Source organism: Nesterenkonia xinjiangensis, assembly GCF_013410745.1.
GTDB classification, from domain to species: Bacteria; Actinomycetota; Actinomycetes; order Actinomycetales; family Micrococcaceae; genus Nesterenkonia; species Nesterenkonia xinjiangensis.
In genome coordinates this window covers 1,321,028-1,337,655 of the sequence record NZ_JACCFY010000001.1, presented here as the reverse complement: position 1 = coordinate 1,337,655, position 16,628 = coordinate 1,321,028, and the positions used below count along the sequence as shown (strand labels likewise).

The following is a 16,628-nucleotide window of genomic DNA, read 5'->3' as shown; positions in this document are numbered from 1 at the left end:
CCGGAGTCCAGAGATATGAGCACGACGACGACGCGTCCGGTCACCCAGCACGCCGCGGTGGACCTCGGCGCCTCCAGCGGGCGCGTGGTCCTCGGGCGGGTCGGCCCGGACACCCTGGAGCTGACCGAGGCGGCCCGCTTCGCCAACGGACCGGTCCACCTGCCCGACGGGCTGCGCTGGAACCTGCTGGGCCTGTTCGGCCATGCCCTGACCGGGCTCGGAGAGGCGGTGCGCGCCGCCGAGGACGACGGGGGCATCACCTCGGTGGGGATCGATTCCTGGGCGGTGGACTACGGCCTGCTGGCCCGCACAGCCGGCACGAACAGCTCAGCACCGGGAGGGCTCTCGCTGCTGGGTGCTCCCTTCCATTATCGGGACGGTCGTACCGCCGCCGGGGTCCAGGCGGTGCACCGGCGGGTGCCCTTCGCCGAGCTGTACCGGCGCAACGGCCTGCAGTTCCTGCCGTTCAACACGCTGTACCAGCTGGCCGCCGACGAGCTGCTCACCGGACCGGCTGCCGCCGCCGTGGAACAAGCCCTGCTGGTCCCTGATCTGCTGGGCCAGTGGCTCACCGGTGAGGCCCGGGCGGAGGCCACCAACGCCTCCACCACCGGGCTGGTGAACGTGGACACCCAGAACTGGGACCTGGAGCTGATGGAGAGGCTCGGCCTGGCACGGGGACTGTTCCCGGAGATCGCCGCTCCCGGCACCACCCTGGGGGAGACCCGTGACGAGCTGACGCCCTTCCTGGGCGGTCAGCGCCTGCCGGTCACCCTCGTCGGTTCCCATGACACCGCCAGTGCGATCGTCGGCACCCCGCTGTCCACCCCGGATGCGGCCTACATCTCCTGCGGCACGTGGGGGCTGGTGGGTCTCGAGCTGGAGCAGGCGGTGGTCACCGATGCCAGTCGCGAGGCCAACTTCACCAACGAGGGCGGCGTGGACGGCCGGTTCCGGTTCCTCACCAACGTGATGGGCACCTGGCTGCTCTCCGAGACGCTGCGCACCTGGGAACGGGAGACCGGCCGTGCCCAGGACCTGCCGACGCTGCTGGAGGCCGCTGAGCAGGTGCCGGAGGCCGATGTGGTGATCATCGACGTGCAGGACGAGCGCTTCGTGCCGCCGGGAGACATGCCCGCCCGGGTCGGCGCCTGGTGCACCGAACATGATGCGCCGACACCGGCCTCGAAGCCGGCGCTGGTGCGCTGCCTGGTGGAGTCCATCGCCGCCGGTTTCGCCCGCGCCCTGGACGACGCCGCCCGGCTGGCCGAGCGGAGGGTCGACGTCGTCCACATGGTCGGCGGCGGGTCGCTGAATGCACTGCTCTGCCAGGCCACCGCGGACCGCAGCGGGCGCGACGTCGTCGCAGGTCCCGTGGAGGCCACTGCGATCGGCAACCTGCTCATCCAGGCCCGCACCGCCGGCACGCTGAGCGGAGAGCTGGAGGACCTGCGGGAGCTGATCACCCGCAGCCACTCGCCGGTCACCTACCGGCCCCGACGCTGAATCCGTCCCATCAGACGTTGGATGTACCGTGATGCGCAGCAGCATCACCAGATGACGAAGGAGCCCCATGGTTGAGCGCCGCCTCCCCAAGCCTCGCGACCTCGCGCCGCTGATGCAGTTCAAGAAGTTCGACTTCAATGCGAGTCGCCGGCGGCTCAGCGCCGCGCTGACCATCGAGGATCTGCGGAAGATCGCGAAGCGACGCACCCCGAAGGCGGCCTTCGACTACACCGACGGCGCCGCTGAAGGTGAGCTGTCCCTGCGGCGCGCCCGCCAGGCCTTCGAGGATGTGGAGTTCAGCCCCTCCATCCTGCGCGACGTCTCCACGGTGGACACCTCCACCACGATCTTCGGGGGTCTCTCCGCCCAGCCCTTCGGCATCGCCCCCACCGGATTCACCCGGCTGATGCAGACCGAGGGGGAGATCGCCGGCGCCTCGGCCGCAGGCGCCGCGGGCATCCCGTTCACGCTGTCGACCCTGGGCACCTCGTCCATCGAGGACGTCAAGGCGGCCAACCCGCTGGGGCGCAACTGGTTCCAGCTCTACGTGATGAAGCAGCGGGAGATCTCCTACGGCCTGGTGGAGCGCGCCGCTGCCGCCGAGTTCGACACCCTGTTCTTCACCGTGGACACTCCGGTCGCCGGGGCCCGGCTGAGGGACAAGCGCAACGGGTTCTCGATCCCTCCGCAGCTGAGCCTGGGGACCGTGGTCAACGCGATCCCGCGGCCCTGGTGGTGGATCGACTTCCTCACCACTCCTCCGCTGGAGTTCGCCTCACTGTCCTCCACCGGCGGCACGGTGGGGGAGCTGCTGGATTCGGCCATGGACCCCTCGATCAGCTTCGAGGACCTGAAGGTCATCCGTGAGCTGTTCCCCGGCAAGATCGTGGTCAAAGGCGTGCAGAACGTGGAGGACTCGACGAAGCTCGCCGATCTGGGCGTGGACGGCGTCGTGCTCTCCAACCACGGTGGTCGCCAGCTCGACCGCGCCCCGATCCCGTTCCACCTCCTGCCCGAGGTGGCCCGTGAGGTCGGGGACGACCTCGAGGTCACCATGGACACCGGCATCATGAACGGCGCCGACATCGTCTCCGCCCTGGCCATGGGCGCGAAGTTCACCTTCGTGGGCCGTGCCTACCTGTACGGCCTGATGGCCGGTGGGCGGGCCGGCGTCGACCGCATGATCGAGATCCTCAGCGAGCAGGTGGAGCGCACCATGAAGCTGCTGGAGGTCTCCAGCGTGGAGGAGCTCGAGCCCAAGCACGTCACCCAGCTGCAGCGGCTGGTGCCGCGATGATCACGGCCGGTGGTCAACGTGGTGGGCGTCGGGCGCGGTCTGCTCGTCGCCCGGGACGGCCAGCAGATCAGGACGCCGCCGCTTGATCACCTTCAGCACCAGCGGCAGCAGCACCACGATGACGAAGAGCACCAGCAGCGTCATCGCAATGGGCCGGCCGGCCACCTGGGTGACGTCGCCGGAGAACATGAGCAGGGAGCGACGGAAGTTGTCCTCGAGCAGGGACCCCAGCACGAAGGCCAGCACCAGAGGGGCCGGGTCGAAGCCGAACTTCTTCATCAGGTAGCCCAGCACCCCGAAGACGATGACCACCATGACCTCGAAGATCCGGTTGTTGATGGTGTAGGCGCCGATGCAGACGATCAGCACGGTGATCGGGGCCAGGATCGTCGGGCGCACGTGCAGGATCCGGACGAACACCCCGATCAGGGGAATCGCGAGGATCAGCAGGATCAGATTGCCGATGTACATGGAGTTGATGACGCCCCAGAACAGGTCAGGATTGGTCTCCACCAGCTGCGGGCCGGGGGTGATGCCCTGGATCAGCAGCGCCCCGAACATGACCGCCATGGTGGCGTTGGCGGGGATGCCAAGAGTCAGCAGCGGGATGAAGGACGACGTCGCCGCCGCATTGTTGGCGGTCTCCGGACCGGCCACGCCTTCGATGGCGCCACGGCCGAAGCGCCGAGGATCCTTGGCCAGTCGCTTCTCGATCCCGTAGGAGGCCATGGCCGAGACGGTCGCGCCACCGCCGGGAAGAATGCCGAGCAGGAAGCCCAGGAGACCACCGCGGCCGATCGGACCGGCGGACTGCTTCAGGTCGGCACCGGTGGGCAGCACCTTCTTGACCTTGATCGGCTTCCCGGGATCGATGTGGCGCCGCTCCAGGCTGTAGAGGATCTCAGCGAGTCCGAACACGCCCATCGCGATCGGCACGAACTGCAGACCGTCGGTGAGCTCGAGGCTTCCCGCCGTGTAACGCAGCTCCCCGGTGAACCCGTCGCGGCCCACAGTGGCCAGCAGCAGGCCAGCGGCCGCGGCGGCCAGAGCCTTGAGCATGGTGCCGCTGCTGATGGTCGCCACCAGCAGGATGCCCAGCAGGGTCAGCGCGGCGTATTCGGGAGGACCGAAGCGCAGTGCGTAGCCGGCGATCGTCGGGGCCACCAGGGTCAGCACCACGATGGACACCGTCCCGCCGGCGAAGGACGCGATGGCGCCGATGCCCAGCGCCTTGCCCGCATGGCCCTGCTGTGCCAGCGGATAGCCGTCCAGGGCGGTGATCGCCGACGAGGTCTCGCCGGGCAGTTTGAGCAGCACGGCGGTGACGGTTCCCCCGTAGATGGCGCCGTAGAAGATGCCGGCCAGCATGATGATCGCGGTGACCGGCTCCATGCCATAGGTCAGCGGCAGCAGGATCGCGATGGTCGCGGCGGGCCCGAGGCCGGGCAGCACGCCGATGACCATGCCGACGAGCACGCCCAGCAGGCAGAAGAGGAAGTTCTCCGGCTGCAGCACGACCTGGAAGCCTTCGATGACCGGGGTGAGGTCCATGGGGCGTCAGCCTTTCGAGACGACGGGGTGCGGGTGGCGCACCCGGGGAAGGGCTCAGAACAGCCGCGGCAGCGGCACGCTCAGGCCTGTGATGAAGATCAGATAGAAGGCGAGGACGGTGATCGCCGAGAGAGGCACGGAGAGGCGCAGCCTCTCCTTGCCCAGCACGCTCATCCAGAAGACGAGCAGCAGGAACGACGGCACTTCGAAGCCGATCTGCGGGATCAGCTGGCCCATGGCCACCAGGCTCGCGACCCCGATCAGCACACCCACCGCACGAGAGGTGATGCGCTCGGCGTCGTCGTAGGTGGCGGCGCGCGTCATGATGAGCACGCCCACCAGAATCAGCAGGGCGGAGACGATCCCCGGCCACGTGCCGGCGCGCGGCTGCGTCAGCGAGCCCAGCCCCAGCTCCATGGCCGCCCACAGGGCGGCCACGCCGATCCCGGCCACGGCGGCCCCGCAGAGCAGGTTGGCCAGCCGCCCCGCGCGAGGTGATTCCTCGGCGGCGGCGGAGCCGGTGACCTGGACGGCGGCCTTGCTGCCCACCGCTGCGGCCATCAGTCCTCGCCTCCGAGGTCGATGTCGTACTCCTCGGCGAACTCGGCGTAGCGCTCTCCCAGCTCCGCCCACTCCTGCTCGACCTCATCACCGGGGGACTCGGCGCGCACCAGGTAGTTCGAGTCCAGGAAATCCTGCCAGTCATCGGTCTGGACGATCTCCTGGAAGCCCTCCTGCAGGGTCGCGACGACATCGTCGTCGGCCCCCGCGGGCAGCCCCACGGCGCTGTACTGGGTCACCGGGATGTCGTGTCCCTCCTCCGCTGCGGTGGGAGTATCAGGGAGGTGCTCGTTACGCTCCTCGGAGAAGATCAGGATCGGCTTGACCGTGCCGGCCAGGATCTGCGGCATGGCGTCGCCGATGTGTACGGTGCCGACCTCCACCTGGCCTCCCATCACGGCGGTCAGGGCGGGCGGGCCCGAGTCGAAGGGCACTTCGGTGCCGTCGATCCCGGCCTCCCCGAAGAGCGCCAGCTGGGCGAGCTGGCTGCCGGTGCCGACTCCTGTGGTGCCGTAGGTGATCGGCTCCTCGGCCTCGACCATGTCGCCGAGGGTGTCGATGTCGCTGTCTTCGGTGGCGATGAGCACATAGTCGTTCTGTACGAGGCTCATCACGACGTCGACCTCGTCCCAGCTGACCGCCTCCTCGTCAGAGACGGCCAACGGGGTGATGGTCATCAGCGAGGCGTTGAGCAGGGTCAGCTCGTAGCCGTCCGCGTCCCGGCCAGCGATGTCCTTGACCGCCAGTGCACCGTTGGCGCCGGGCTGGTTCTCCACCGGCATGGCCACGCCGAAGGAGTCCTGAGAGCCTTCCGCCAGCGCACGGGCGATCACGTCGGCCGGGCCGCCGGCGTCGTAGCCGACGGTCATGCGGACGGGTTCCTGCGGGAAGTCCTCCGAGTCGCCGCCGCCGTCGGTGACTCCGCCGCAGGCGGCCAGCGCGGACGCCAGGCCGAGGGCGGTCATCGGGGCGAGCAGACGGCGTGCGGGGCGAGCACGGGGAGCGCTGCGAGGCAGGGGGCCTCCCGAGGTGTCGGCGGGGGTCATTCTGTGCCTCCGAGGTCGATGTCGTTGTCCTCGACCAGCTGGCGGTAGGTCTCGGCCAGCTCGTTCCACTGCTCCTCGACCTCGTCACCGGAGATCTCGACGGGGGTGAGGTAGTTGTCCTCGTTGAACTGCTGGTACTCCTCCGTGTCGACGATCTCCTGGAAGCCGTCCTCCAAGGTGGCCTTGACCTCGTCGGAGGCCCCTGCCGGCATCGCGACGGCCCGGTACTGCGCGACGGGGATGTCGTACCCCTCCTCGAGTGCCGTCGGCGTCTCGGGAAGGAAGTCGAGACGCTCATCGGAGAAGACGACGACCGGGTTCACCGTCCCGGCCTCGATCTGCGGCATCGCCTCGGCGACCTGCACCGTCGCCACGTCGACCTGTCCGCCCATCAGCGCGGTCAGTGCGGGGCCGCCACCGTCGAAGGGCACTTCGTTGCCCTCGATGTCAGCCTCGCCGAAGAGCAGCAGCTGGGCCAGCTGTGAGCCGGTGCCGATGCCTGCGGTGCCGTAGGAGACGTCGCCGCTCTCTGCAGCCACGTCCTCGAGAGTCTCGTAGCCCGTGTCGGCATGGGCCACCATCACATAGTCATCACGGGAGAGGCCCATCAGGACGTCGAGCTCATCCAGGTCGACCTCTTCGTCTTCAGCGGCGATCAGCGAGGTGATCGTGATCAGCGAGGCGTTGAGCAGCACCAGGTCGTAGCCGTCGGGACTCTGGTCAGCCACCTGCTGGGTGGCGATGGCGCCGTTGGCCCCGGGCTGGTTCTCCACCGGCATGGCCACGCCCAGGGAATCCTGGGACCCGTTGGCCACGGCCCGTGCGATGAGGTCGGTGCTGCCGCCGGCGTCCTGCCCGACGGTCAGCGTGATGGGGCCGTCGGGGAAGCCGTCGGCGTCGTCGGTGCCGTCGGTGACGCCGCCGCAGGCGGAGAGGCTCAGGGCCAGGCCCGCGGCGGTGAGGGCGGCCGTCAGGGTGCGACGGGGACGAGCGGCAGTCTGCATGGTGTCTCCTTCGGGAGAGAGATCTGGGGTGCGTGTGAGTCGGCGCCTGGACCGGGAGGCGAGGGGTGGTGTGTGTCTGGATCCCGCCAGGAAGACGTTGTGAGCGGTGCCACATGCGGCCCGATGATCTGAGCGTAGAGAAGTTCAGTGATACCTGTCCAAACTGCAACGCGTATGGAGTGATGCGTCAGGAGTATCGTTCCGGTGAGGCGCTGAGATCAGGCGGAGCCTGGAAAGCGCTTCTTCCCAGCACTGGAGCGGAAGTTGTTCTACAGGTAGATCTCATGTCTGACAGCACGATGCGCGAGATGCATCGACATATGTGTTCTGCCTCTTGGACAAGCATCGATAATCCTCCCTAGCGTGAAACCGCTCACACACTCTCGTGGAAGTTGCGTCAATGTCTCGTCCTATGCCGGCAGAGCTCGCCCAGACCCTTGCAGACGGTCTGCTCTCCTTCCCTGTCACCCCCTTCTCCGCGGATCTCGCGGTGGATCGACCCGCCCTGATCGAACACCTGCAGTGGCAGTCCAGCTACGACGTCGCGGGACTCTTCGTCGCCGGCGGCACCGGCGAGGGGTTCTCCCTCTCGCTCGCTGAGCACGCCGAGGTCACCGCCGCGGCCGTGCAGGCGGTGAGCGCCGGAGTCCCGGTGATCAGCTCCGCGGCCGGAAACACCGCCCAGGCCGTGGAGATGGCCCGCCAGGCTGAGCAGCTGGGCGCAGACGGGATCCTGCTGATGCCCCCGTACCTCACCGAAGCCTCCCAAGCAGGACTCGAGGCCCATGTCTCTGCGGTGCTGAGAGCCACCCGTCTCGGCGTCATCGTCTACCACCGGGCCAACGCCCGATACTCTGCTCAGACCGTGGCCCGCCTCGCCGCGACGCATGAGAATCTCATCGGGTTCAAAGACGGCATCGGGGATCTCGAGCATCTGGCCACGGTGCGTTCCGTCAACGGGGATCGGCTGTTCTACCTCGGTGGGCTGCCCACTGCTGAGACCTTCGCGCTGCCGCTGCTGCAGATGGGCGTGAGCACGTACTCCTCGGCGATGTTCAACTTCGTCCCGGAGTTCGCACTCGGCTTCTACTCCGCCGTGCGCCGCCAGGATCACGAGGCCGTCCAGGGCGCCCTGGACGCCTTCGTCCTCCCGTATCTTGAGATACGGGACCGGGAGAAGGGCCACGGCGTCTCCATCATCAAGGCTGGACTGCGCGCCGTCGGCCGCGATGCCGGACCCGTCCGCCCACCGCTGCGTGACCTCGATGCCCAGGAGCAGGCGCAGCTGGAGGCCCTCATCCTCGACGCCGCACCGATGAGGGAGGCGCTCATCGCCAGCTCTGACATGACCACCCGGCCCGGACTCGACGCAGCGGCCGTCTGAGAGGAGACACCCATGGCAGGAACCACCCCTCGCATCACTGACGTCGAGGTCGTCCCGGTCGCCGGACACGATTCGATGCTGCTCAACCTCTCCGGGGCGCACGGGCCGTTCTTCACCCGAAACGTCGTCATCCTCACCGACGAGGACGGCCGCACGGGCCTCGGAGAGGTTCCCGGCGGGGAGAAGATCACCAGCACCCTCCGTGAGGGAGGGGAGCGTCTGAAGGGCCGACCAGTCGGCGAGTTCCGCTCGGCGCTGCGGGAGGTCGCCGCGGACTTCGCCGAGCTCGACGCTGGTGGCCGCGGCCTGCAGACCTACGACCTGCGCACCGCGGTCCATGCCGTCACCGGGCTGGAGTCGGCCCTGCTCGATCTGCACGGTCAGCACCTGGGTGTGCCCGTGGCCGAGCTGCTCGGGGAGGGGCAGCAGCGGACCAGCGTCCCCATGCTGGGCTATCTGTTCTTCATCGGAGACCCCGACTCCGCGGACCTTCCCTATCGTCGTGAATCGGAGGGGGCCGATGCCTGGGAGCGGAGGCGCCGCGAGAAGGCCATGGACGCCGAAGGTGTCCTCGAGCTCGCCCGGGCCGCCCAGGAGCGCTACGGCTTCCAGGACTTCAAGCTCAAGGGCGGAGTGCTCTCCGGGGATGAGGAGGTCGACGTCGTCACCGCCCTGCACGAAGAGTTCCCCGAGGCGCGGATCACGCTGGACCCCAACGGCGGCTGGCTGCTGGAGGAGGCGATCCGGTACGGCCGACGTATGCAGGGCGTGGTGGCCTATGCAGAGGACCCCTGCGGTGCCGAGGGGCGCTTCTCCTCCCGTGAGGTGATGGCCGAGTTCAAGCGGGCCACCGGACTGCGCACGGCGACCAACATGTGCGCCACCGACTGGCGGGAGATGACCAGCGCGGTCCGCGGGAACGCGGTGGACATCCCGCTGGCTGATCCGCACTTCTGGACCATGGGCGGCTCCGTGCGCGTCGCCCAGCTCTGCCACGACTTCGGCCTCACCTGGGGCTCCCACTCCAACAATCACTTCGACATCTCCCTGGCCATGTTCACTCAGGTCGGGGCGGCCGCTCCGGGCGAGATCACCGCCCTGGACACCCACTGGATCTGGCAGGACGGTGAAGGCATCACGCGTGAGCCCCTGCAGATCCGCGACGGCGCCATCGCCGTGCCCGAGAAGCCGGGACTCGGCGTCGAACTGGATCGGAGCCGGCTGCAGGAGGCCCACGAGCTGTACCTGCGGGAAGCGCTGGGCGCCCGTGATGACGCCGCGGCGATGCAGTTCCTCCTCCCGGGGTGGGAATTTGACCCGAAACGCCCATGCCTGGTGCGGTGAGCAGGATCTTGAGCCGAGCGACGAGCTCAGAGCCTGAGAGCAGGCCGTCGCATACGGCGCCGACGATGACATAGGCAGGGTGTGTGGAAGGCGTTCTCCTCGGCTTCAGCGTGGTGGCAGTGCTGGTGCTCATCGGCGCAGGCACGGCCGTGCTCGCCCCGGAGAAGGCCAGGGCCATCCAGCGCGGAGTGACGCCGCTCGTCTACTACATCACCAACCCGTGCCTGATGGTGGTGCTGGTGACGCAGACCGACGTGCGTCTGGTCGCCGGGCTGTACGCGCCGCTCGCCCTGGCCATCGCCGGGGCGACCGCCGCAGTCTTCACGGTCTACGGACTCCTCGCCCTGCGTCGTCGACGGCGCAGCCAGTCGCAGACTCCGGGGCGGCCGCGCACCGGGGCTGAGGTGGCCGTGGGTGCGATGGCCAGCTCCTATGTGAATGCCGGCAACATCGGAGTGCCGATCGCCCTGTACATGGTCGGAACCACCGGGCCCGTGGTCTCCGTGCTGCTGGCGCAGCTGCTGGTGCTCGCACCGCTGTACCTCGCCCTCTTCGGGCTGCTGGGCTCTTCGGGCGCTGAGTCGCGAGCCCGCACCATCCTGGGCTCCATGCTGAACCCGGTCACGGTGGGGGTGCTGATCGGGGCGGTGCTGTCCCTGCTGGACCTGCGGCCGCCCGACTCGATCTGGGAGCCGGTGCGGATGCTCGGAGAGGCGTCCATCCCGCTGATGCTGCTGGTCTTCGGCATGGCGCTGTGGCAGGAACGGCCCTTCACCGTGCAGGAGCGCAGGCTCGACGGCGTCGTGGGAACCGTCTGCAAGGTGGTGGTGATGCCGGTCATCGCCTGGGTGTTCGCGGGTCCCGGGCTGGGGCTGGAGGGCTCCGAGCTGGTGGGCGTCGTCGCGATGGCCGCGCTGCCCACCGCGCAGAACGTGATCGTCTTCGGGATGCACCACGGCATGCCCATCACTGTGGCCAAGGATGTCACCTTCGCCAGTTCGATGCTGGGGCTGCCGGTGGTGCTGCTGGTCGCCTGGCTGCTTGGGGCGGCCTAGAGCCAGCCCAGCGACTGCGGGATGATCCACAGGGTGAGCAGAGTCAGGGCGACGATGCTGATCCAACTCCAGACGATGACGAATCTGCTGGGCCGGTATCGTGCCGGAATGAACTTCAGCGCCACGTAGAGGTTGACCGCGAACAGCACCGGACTGATCGCGAAGGAGACGGCCCCTGCCGCGGGCACCAGGAAGGCAGGGTTCGGGAAGACGGTCAGCGCGATGATCGAGCACACCACCATGACGCCCATCATGAGCCGCATCAGCGTCCGTTCGGTCCACCACGGTCGGTCCGCACGGGGCTCGACCAGCGCCGTGAGGGAGGCGGCGAAGGTGCGCGGGAACCCGTCGAAGATGATCAGCACGGTGGAGAACAGTGCGGCGGACGCTCCCGCGATGAAGACCGGGAACATCCAGGGGCCGACCGTGTTCGTGAAGATGTTCGAGATGGCGAGGATCGTGCCTGCGCCCTCGGGCTTCTCCGCACGCGTGAAGAGGATCATCGCTCCCAGCAGGAGATACATCGTCGCCATGATCCAGGACACGATGTGTCCGAGCCGGAAGTCATAGAGGGAAGCCTTGAACCAGGCGTCGGCATAGGGGCGGACCTCCGCCGGAGTGTTCTCCACCGCCTGCGGCCCGAGGACTTCACGGACCCGCACCATGCCCCGTCGCTTGTTCTTCATCCACAGCGAGGCCCAGACGCCGACGCTCAGGTCCGTCGGCATCCAGCCCATGAGTCCGGCGACGAGCAGTGCGGAACCGGCCGGGATGGCCGGGAGCAGCAGGTGGCCCCAGGCCTCGGCCCGGACGCCGCCGATGACGAACGCGACGACGGTGCCGATGACGAGGATGACGGCCAGCACCTTGTTGACCATCTCCAGTCCGCGATACTTGCCGGCGAGGAGAAGCCCGACGGCCAGCAGCGACAGCACGATGCCGTAGAAGAGCAGAGAGCCGACTCCGAACGCGGCCCACAGCACGGCTGCCGCGGCCGCGACGATCGCGCCGACGGCGGTGCATCCGATGATGACGGTGGCCAGCAGCACCGCCCAGACCGCCCAGTTCTTCGGCCCCGGAATGCGGGTGTAGGCCGCGAGGATGGACTCGCCGGTGGCGGCGGTGTATCGCATGGCCAGCTCGAATCCCTGCCATTTGAACAGGAAGGCCACCGGGAGGACCCAGAGGAGTGCGAACTCGAAGTGCGCACCGGCCAGTGGGGCGGTGACCAGGTGGCTGGTGCCCACGCCGGCCATCGCGACCAGCAGCCCGGGCCCCAGGAATCGGAGGATGCGGATCCCCCGGACGTCAGGATGCTGCTCCATCTCGCGGCGCTCGGCCGCCTCAGCGTCGTGGACCATGGGTCAGGGTTCCCTCATGCCTTGCGGCGGCGCAGCTCCTCCACGATCTGCGGCACCACCTCGAACAGATCTCCCACCACGCCGAAGTCGGCGATCTCGAACACCGGGGCGTCTTCGTCCTTGTTGATCGCCACGATGGTCTGGGCGGTCTGCATGCCTGCGCGCTGCTGGATCGCCCCGGAGATGCCCGCGGAGACGTAGAGCTGTGGTGACACGGTCACACCGGTCTGACCCACCTGCGCGGCATGGTCGATCCAGCCGGCGTCGGTGGCGGCGCGTGAGGCGCCCACTGCGGCACCGAGCTCGTCGGCCAGCTCCTCGAGAGGGCCGAAGTTCCCGTCCACACCGCGGCCCCCGGCCACGACGACGCGCGCCTCGGTCAGTGCGGGGCGCTCCGAGGCCTCCAGCGGAGTCCGCTCGAGGACCTCCACGCCGCCGTTCGCCGCGCCATCCGCGGTCAGGGAGGGGCCCACCGGCAGGGACACGACCTCCGGAGGGTGGCCCGCCACGATCGAGGCCTGCACCGAGTTCGGCTTCACCGTGGCCACCAGAGGGCGGCCCTCATCCACCTGTGCAGTGGTCGTGTAGGAACCGGCCAGCACGGATTTGGTGACCCGACGTTGGGCATCGATGCCCACGGCGTCGGTGATGATCCCGGTGTCCAGCCGCACCGCCAGGCGGGCCAGCGCGTCGGTGGCGTCGGCGGTGTCCGGCGAGAGGATCACGGAGGCGGAGGTCTCCTGCACGGCGGTCTCCAACAGGTCCACCAGGGCCGGGTCCGGGGCGAGGATCTCGGTCTCACCGCTGTAGACGGACTCCACACTCTGGACCGTGACGACCTCGGCGGCTGCCGCGCCCTCGGTGCCGGTGACGACATGCACGTCGCCGAGTGTTCCGGCCAGGGTCAGCAGCTCCTGCTGGGACGTGGTCAGCTGCTCGGACAGAGATTCGAAGAACACCAGCACAGCACTCACAGCACACGCTCCTTCGCCAGGAATTCCACGATCTTGAGGCCCGCGTCGCCCTCATCGGTGATGATCTCCCCGGCGGTGCGGGGCGGGCGCGCATCGGTGGTCAGCACGGTAGCCTTCGAGGCCACCGCCGCGGCGCCGAGGCCGACGTCGGCCAGGCTCCACGAGGTCAGCGGCTTCTTCTTGGCCGCCATGATGGCCTTGAAATTGGGGTATCGGGGGTCATTGGCCTGATCGGTGACCGAGACGACGGCCGGCAGCGCCGCCGCCAGACGCTGCTGCTCTGTGGCAGAGGCGCGAGTGACCACCAGGCGACCCTCCTCGAGCGAGAGGGCGGTGGCCTGTGTGACCAGGTTCAGACCGAGCCGCTCCGCCAGCTGGGCCGGCACGGCCCCGGACTCGCCGTCCTCGGAGGCCATGCCGGTGATGACCAGGTGCTCGCCGTCGGTGTCTCCGTCGGCACGCACGTGTTCGATCGCTGCCGCCAGCGCGGTGGAGGTGCCTGCGAGGTCAGCGCCCACCAGGGAGTCGTCGCTGAGCAGGAAGGCGTCGTCGGCACCGATCTGCAGCGCCTTCTTGGCCGCGGTGGCCGCCCCGGCGGGGCCCACGGTCAGGGCGGAGACCCGCACCTCGCGGTCGGCGGCCTCCTTGATCTGCAGAGCAGCCTCGAGCGGGTACTCGTCCAGTTCGCTCAGGATGCCTTCGGAGCGGTCGATGCGCCGCTCTTCGGTGAACCGTCGCTCCAGCTGGGAGTCCGGCACCCATTTGACCAGGGTGATGATGTGCAGGGGGGTTCCAGCTGCCGATTCAGGCATGGGGCTGACCTCGCCTCACTCTCAGTGCGTGTTCAGAACAGGTCTGATGCCGCGGGCCGCAGCGCCCGGCCGGAGCCGGGTGGGGCCGTCGCAGCGTCGGTGCCGCCGAGGCGGGTCGGGCGTCCCCCGCCAGCAGGCATCTCAGCCATGGTGCCACGAAAAGCGTCGAGAGGTGAGGCTCACTACCAAAGTTGTCGGCGGCCTCGGCATGCAGCCTCGGGCACGTGGGTCGCCCTTCCGACCGCATCGAGTGGTCGATTTGATGGGATGACGAGGCTGGTGAAGCGCGTCAGCATCCGACAAATTGCCCACTCGATGGGCAGCGGGCCGGCGGGCTGCGGGCAGCGGGCAACGGACCGGCGGGGGTGAGCGGGGCAGAGGCCGAACAGGCGTACGGTAGGACGGGCCTCATCTGACGTCGAGACTCCGACCCCGCCTGGAGGACACCCATGCCGCGCACCGCCACCGCGCAGCCCCCGTTCCCGCTGGGACCCGCCCTGCTGTTCTGCCCCGGCAGCCGGCCCGACCGATTCGGCAAGGCTGCCGATCGCGCCGATGCCGTCATCGTGGACCTCGAAGACGCCGTCACCCCCGCGGAGAAGGCCGCGGCCCGCGCCGCCGTCGTCGCCGCGCTGACCGGCGGCACAGACGCCGTCCCCGCCCTGGACCCCGCGCTGACCATGGTCCGGATCAACTCCCGCGCCCCGCAGGACCGCGACGCCGACCTCGCGGCCCTCGTGGAGACGCCGGTGCGCCACGTCGTCGCGCCCAAGGCCGACGACGTCGACTTGCTGGACCGCATCGCGGCCACGCTTCCCGAGGTGGGGATCATCCCGCAGATCGAGGGTCCCGTCGGAGTGCTCAACGCACTGCGCATCGCCTCCCACCCGGCTGTGGAGGCTCTGTTCTGGGGGCCCGAGGACATGATCGCCGGGCTCGGCGGCACCACCTCCCGGAAGCCGGACGGCACCTACCGTGAAGTCATCCGCCACATCCGCCACAGCGTGCTGGTGGCCGCGGGCGCCGCTGGGGTTCCGGCGGTGGACGCCATCCACACCGACTTCAGGGACACCAAGCGGGTGGCCGTCGAGGCGGAGGACGCCTGCGCGAGCGGCTTCATCGCCAAAGCCTGCATCCACCCGAACCAGGTGGAGCCCGTGCGCCGCGCCTACACCCCGGCGGCCGAGGCGGTGGAGTGGGCCAAGGCTCTGCTGGCGGTGTTCCGTCACCAAGCCGGCGCCCACGACGACGGCACTCCGGTGACCGAGCCGCACGCGGTGGGCGCCTTCACCTTCCGCGGGGAGATGGTCGACGCCGCCGTGGTGCTCCAGGCCCGCCGGATCATGTCCCGCTACGACGCCACCCGCGTGCGCCAGCCCGGAGAATGAGAGAATCAGCTCCGGGCCGGTGACCATGTCCGGTCGTGCCTGCCCAGCACACATGCCCAGATCTGCTGATGACCTGACTGATCTGAAAGGACCCCCATGTTCCCCGGCTTCTACGAGGAGATCCACGAGGAGTTCCGTGAGGTGGTGCGTGAGTTCGTCACCCGTGAAGTGACCCCGCACTATCGGCGCTGGGACGCCGAGCACATCATGGACCGAGGCGTCTGGGAGGCGGCCGCGGAGAACGGTCTGCTCGGCCTGGCCGTGGGGGAGGACCACGGCGGAATGGGGCTGGAGGACTACCGGTTCCGCATGGTCATCGATGAGGAGCTCGCCCGCGCCGACGCTCTTGGCCTAGCCCTGGCGCTGCACCTCCACGACGACTGGGTGCTGCCGGCGCTGCGGGGCTTCGGCAGCGCCGCGCAGCAGCAGACCTGGCTGCCGAGGTTCATGGACGCCTCCTTCATCGCCTCGGTGGCGTTCACCGAACCCGGCGCCGGCTCCGACCTCCGCGGAGTCCGGACCAAGGCCGTCCGGGAGGGCGAGGATTGGGTGCTCAACGGGCAGAAGACCTTCATCGGCAACGGTATCTCCGGCGACGGCGCGCTGGTGCTCGCCCGCACCGACGGCTCCGACGTCAAGCAGCGTGGTGGCAGGGGATCCTTCAGCCTGTTCCTCGTGGAGAAGGAGGGCAACCCCGGCTACCAGGTGGGCAATCAGCTCGACAAGATGGGGTTGAAGGCCTCCGACACCGCCGAGCTGTTCTTCTCGGATGTGCGCGTCCCTGTGGCGAACCTCATCGGTGAGGAGGGCCAGGGCCTGCAGATCGCCAAGGCGATCCTGCCCCAGGGCAGGCTGGCCGTGGCGACCTCGGCCGCCGTCGTCGCCGCCGCGGTGCTGGACCAGACGATGACCTACGTCCAGGAGCGCAGGACCTTCGACCGCCCCGTGGCCGAGTACCAGAACACCAGGTTCCGGCTCGCTGAGCTGCAGGTCTCCCTGGAGGTCACCCAGCGCTACGTGGCCGCCGCGGTGGAGCGGTTCGACGCCGGAGAGCTCGACGTCGTCGCCGCCTCCAAGGCGAAGATGTGGGCCACCGAGCGCGCCAAGGAGATCATCGACGAGTGCCTGCAGCTGCACGGCGGCTACGGCTACATCCTCGAGTATCCGGTGGCGCAGGCCTATCTGGCGGTGCGGCTGATGACGATCTTCGGCGGCACCTCGGAGATCCTCCGCGAGACGGTGGCCTCCGACCTGTTGCGCTGAGCACGCCGTCGTCCCTCTTGTCTATGTGACCGATCACACTTAGTGTGTCAGGACAAATGGGACAACACGGTGCAGGGGGGCG

At 68.8% G+C, this 16,628-nt stretch carries 14 protein-coding genes; 7 read left to right on the top strand and 7 right to left on the bottom strand.

Annotation, left to right across the window (positions count from 1 at the left end; genetic code table 11):
- Nucleotides 1–15: 15 nt before the first annotated feature.
- The gene (locus HNR09_RS06180) at nucleotides 16–1,506 is read left to right on the top strand and encodes a rhamnulokinase (protein ID WP_179541246.1); all 1,491 of its coding nucleotides are present in this window, start codon (nucleotides 16–18) and stop codon (nucleotides 1,504–1,506) included.
- 67 nt (nucleotides 1,507–1,573) lie between these two features.
- On the top strand, nucleotides 1,574–2,803 hold the full coding sequence (locus HNR09_RS06175) for an alpha-hydroxy acid oxidase (RefSeq protein ID WP_179541245.1): 1,230 nt from the start codon (nucleotides 1,574–1,576) through the stop codon (nucleotides 2,801–2,803).
- On the opposite strand, the gene HNR09_RS06170 is transcribed toward HNR09_RS06175, so the two are convergent.
- The 4 genes from HNR09_RS06170 to HNR09_RS06155 are packed head-to-tail and all read right to left on the bottom strand — an operon-like array spanning nucleotide 2,804 to nucleotide 6,965.
- A complete protein-coding gene (locus HNR09_RS06170; RefSeq protein ID WP_179541244.1) occupies nucleotides 2,804–4,354 on the bottom strand; it encodes a tripartite tricarboxylate transporter permease in 1,551 nt (516 codons plus the stop codon).
- Nucleotides 4,355–4,408: 54 nt separating this feature from the next.
- Complete coding sequence (locus tag HNR09_RS06165) at nucleotides 4,409–4,915, bottom strand: tripartite tricarboxylate transporter TctB family protein (protein WP_179541243.1); 507 nt, start codon at nucleotides 4,913–4,915, stop codon at nucleotides 4,409–4,411.
- A complete protein-coding gene (locus HNR09_RS06160; protein WP_246348746.1) occupies nucleotides 4,915–5,961 on the bottom strand; it encodes a tripartite tricarboxylate transporter substrate binding protein in 1,047 nt (348 codons plus the stop codon). Before HNR09_RS06160 ends, HNR09_RS06165 begins: the two co-directional genes overlap by 1 nt.
- Nucleotides 5,958–6,965, bottom strand: coding sequence for a tripartite tricarboxylate transporter substrate binding protein (locus tag HNR09_RS06155; protein ID WP_179541242.1), 1,008 nt, complete (start codon nucleotides 6,963–6,965; stop codon nucleotides 5,958–5,960). The genes HNR09_RS06160 and HNR09_RS06155 overlap by 4 nt, the downstream gene beginning before the upstream one ends.
- Before the next feature lie 400 nt (nucleotides 6,966–7,365).
- Here HNR09_RS06155 and kdgD point away from each other — a divergent pair, with 400 nt between their 5' ends.
- The 3 genes from kdgD to HNR09_RS06140 all read left to right on the top strand — a co-directional run bounded on the left by kdgD (nucleotide 7,366) and on the right by HNR09_RS06140 (nucleotide 10,748).
- Complete coding sequence (gene kdgD, locus HNR09_RS06150; RefSeq protein ID WP_179541241.1) at nucleotides 7,366–8,349, top strand: 5-dehydro-4-deoxyglucarate dehydratase; 984 nt, start codon at nucleotides 7,366–7,368, stop codon at nucleotides 8,347–8,349.
- 12 nt (nucleotides 8,350–8,361) lie between these two features.
- Complete coding sequence (locus HNR09_RS06145; RefSeq protein ID WP_179541240.1) at nucleotides 8,362–9,693, top strand: enolase C-terminal domain-like protein; 1,332 nt, start codon at nucleotides 8,362–8,364, stop codon at nucleotides 9,691–9,693.
- A gap of 83 nt (nucleotides 9,694–9,776) precedes the next feature.
- Nucleotides 9,777–10,748, top strand: coding sequence for an AEC family transporter (locus HNR09_RS06140; RefSeq protein ID WP_179541239.1), 972 nt, complete (start codon nucleotides 9,777–9,779; stop codon nucleotides 10,746–10,748).
- Here the strand turns inward: HNR09_RS06140 and HNR09_RS06135 are convergent.
- From HNR09_RS06135 to HNR09_RS06125, 3 genes are read right to left on the bottom strand one after another with little or no spacing between them, the layout of a single operon-like run.
- A complete protein-coding gene (locus HNR09_RS06135) occupies nucleotides 10,745–12,109 on the bottom strand; it encodes an Nramp family divalent metal transporter (protein WP_179541238.1) in 1,365 nt (454 codons plus the stop codon). The two genes, HNR09_RS06140 and HNR09_RS06135, sit on opposite strands and share 4 nt — an antisense overlap.
- Nucleotides 12,110–12,123: 14 nt before the next feature.
- On the bottom strand, nucleotides 12,124–13,083 hold the full coding sequence (locus HNR09_RS06130) for an FAD-binding protein (RefSeq protein WP_179541237.1): 960 nt from the start codon (nucleotides 13,081–13,083) through the stop codon (nucleotides 12,124–12,126).
- Entirely contained in the window at nucleotides 13,080–13,895 is an 816-nt protein-coding gene (locus tag HNR09_RS06125) for an electron transfer flavoprotein subunit beta/FixA family protein (protein WP_179541236.1), read from the bottom strand. Before HNR09_RS06125 ends, HNR09_RS06130 begins: the two co-directional genes overlap by 4 nt.
- Before the next feature lie 449 nt (nucleotides 13,896–14,344).
- Here HNR09_RS06125 and HNR09_RS06120 point away from each other — a divergent pair, with 449 nt between their 5' ends.
- Together HNR09_RS06120 and HNR09_RS06115 are read left to right on the top strand one after the other, a co-directional pair.
- Nucleotides 14,345–15,283 (top strand): HpcH/HpaI aldolase/citrate lyase family protein, encoded by a 939-nt coding sequence (locus HNR09_RS06120; protein WP_179541235.1) that lies wholly within the window; start codon nucleotides 14,345–14,347, stop codon nucleotides 15,281–15,283.
- Nucleotides 15,284–15,379: 96 nt separating this feature from the next.
- On the top strand, nucleotides 15,380–16,546 hold the full coding sequence (locus tag HNR09_RS06115) for an acyl-CoA dehydrogenase family protein (RefSeq protein WP_179541234.1): 1,167 nt from the start codon (nucleotides 15,380–15,382) through the stop codon (nucleotides 16,544–16,546).
- Nucleotides 16,547–16,628 lie beyond the last annotated feature (82 nt).

Bases quoted from the DNA above. Each gene is read 5' to 3' on its own strand.
- HNR09_RS06180 (WP_179541246.1), top strand. From the start codon at position 16: ATGAGCACGACGACGACGCGTCCGGTCACCCAGCACGCCGCGGTGGAC.
- HNR09_RS06175 (WP_179541245.1), top strand. From the start codon at position 1,574: ATGGTTGAGCGCCGCCTCCCCAAGCCTCGCGACCTCGCGCCGCTGATG.
- HNR09_RS06170 (WP_179541244.1), bottom strand. From the start codon at position 4,354: ATGGACCTCACCCCGGTCATCGAAGGCTTCCAGGTCGTGCTGCAGCCG.
- HNR09_RS06165 (WP_179541243.1), bottom strand. From the start codon at position 4,915: ATGGCCGCAGCGGTGGGCAGCAAGGCCGCCGTCCAGGTCACCGGCTCC.
- HNR09_RS06160 (WP_246348746.1), bottom strand. From the start codon at position 5,961: ATGACCCCCGCCGACACCTCGGGAGGCCCCCTGCCTCGCAGCGCTCCC.
- HNR09_RS06155 (WP_179541242.1), bottom strand. From the start codon at position 6,965: ATGCAGACTGCCGCTCGTCCCCGTCGCACCCTGACGGCCGCCCTCACC.
- kdgD (WP_179541241.1), top strand. From the start codon at position 7,366: ATGTCTCGTCCTATGCCGGCAGAGCTCGCCCAGACCCTTGCAGACGGT.
- HNR09_RS06145 (WP_179541240.1), top strand. From the start codon at position 8,362: ATGGCAGGAACCACCCCTCGCATCACTGACGTCGAGGTCGTCCCGGTC.
- HNR09_RS06135 (WP_179541238.1), bottom strand. From the start codon at position 12,109: ATGGTCCACGACGCTGAGGCGGCCGAGCGCCGCGAGATGGAGCAGCAT.
- HNR09_RS06125 (WP_179541236.1), bottom strand. From the start codon at position 13,895: ATGCCTGAATCGGCAGCTGGAACCCCCCTGCACATCATCACCCTGGTC.
- HNR09_RS06120 (WP_179541235.1), top strand. From the start codon at position 14,345: ATGCCGCGCACCGCCACCGCGCAGCCCCCGTTCCCGCTGGGACCCGCC.
- HNR09_RS06115 (WP_179541234.1), top strand. From the start codon at position 15,380: ATGTTCCCCGGCTTCTACGAGGAGATCCACGAGGAGTTCCGTGAGGTG.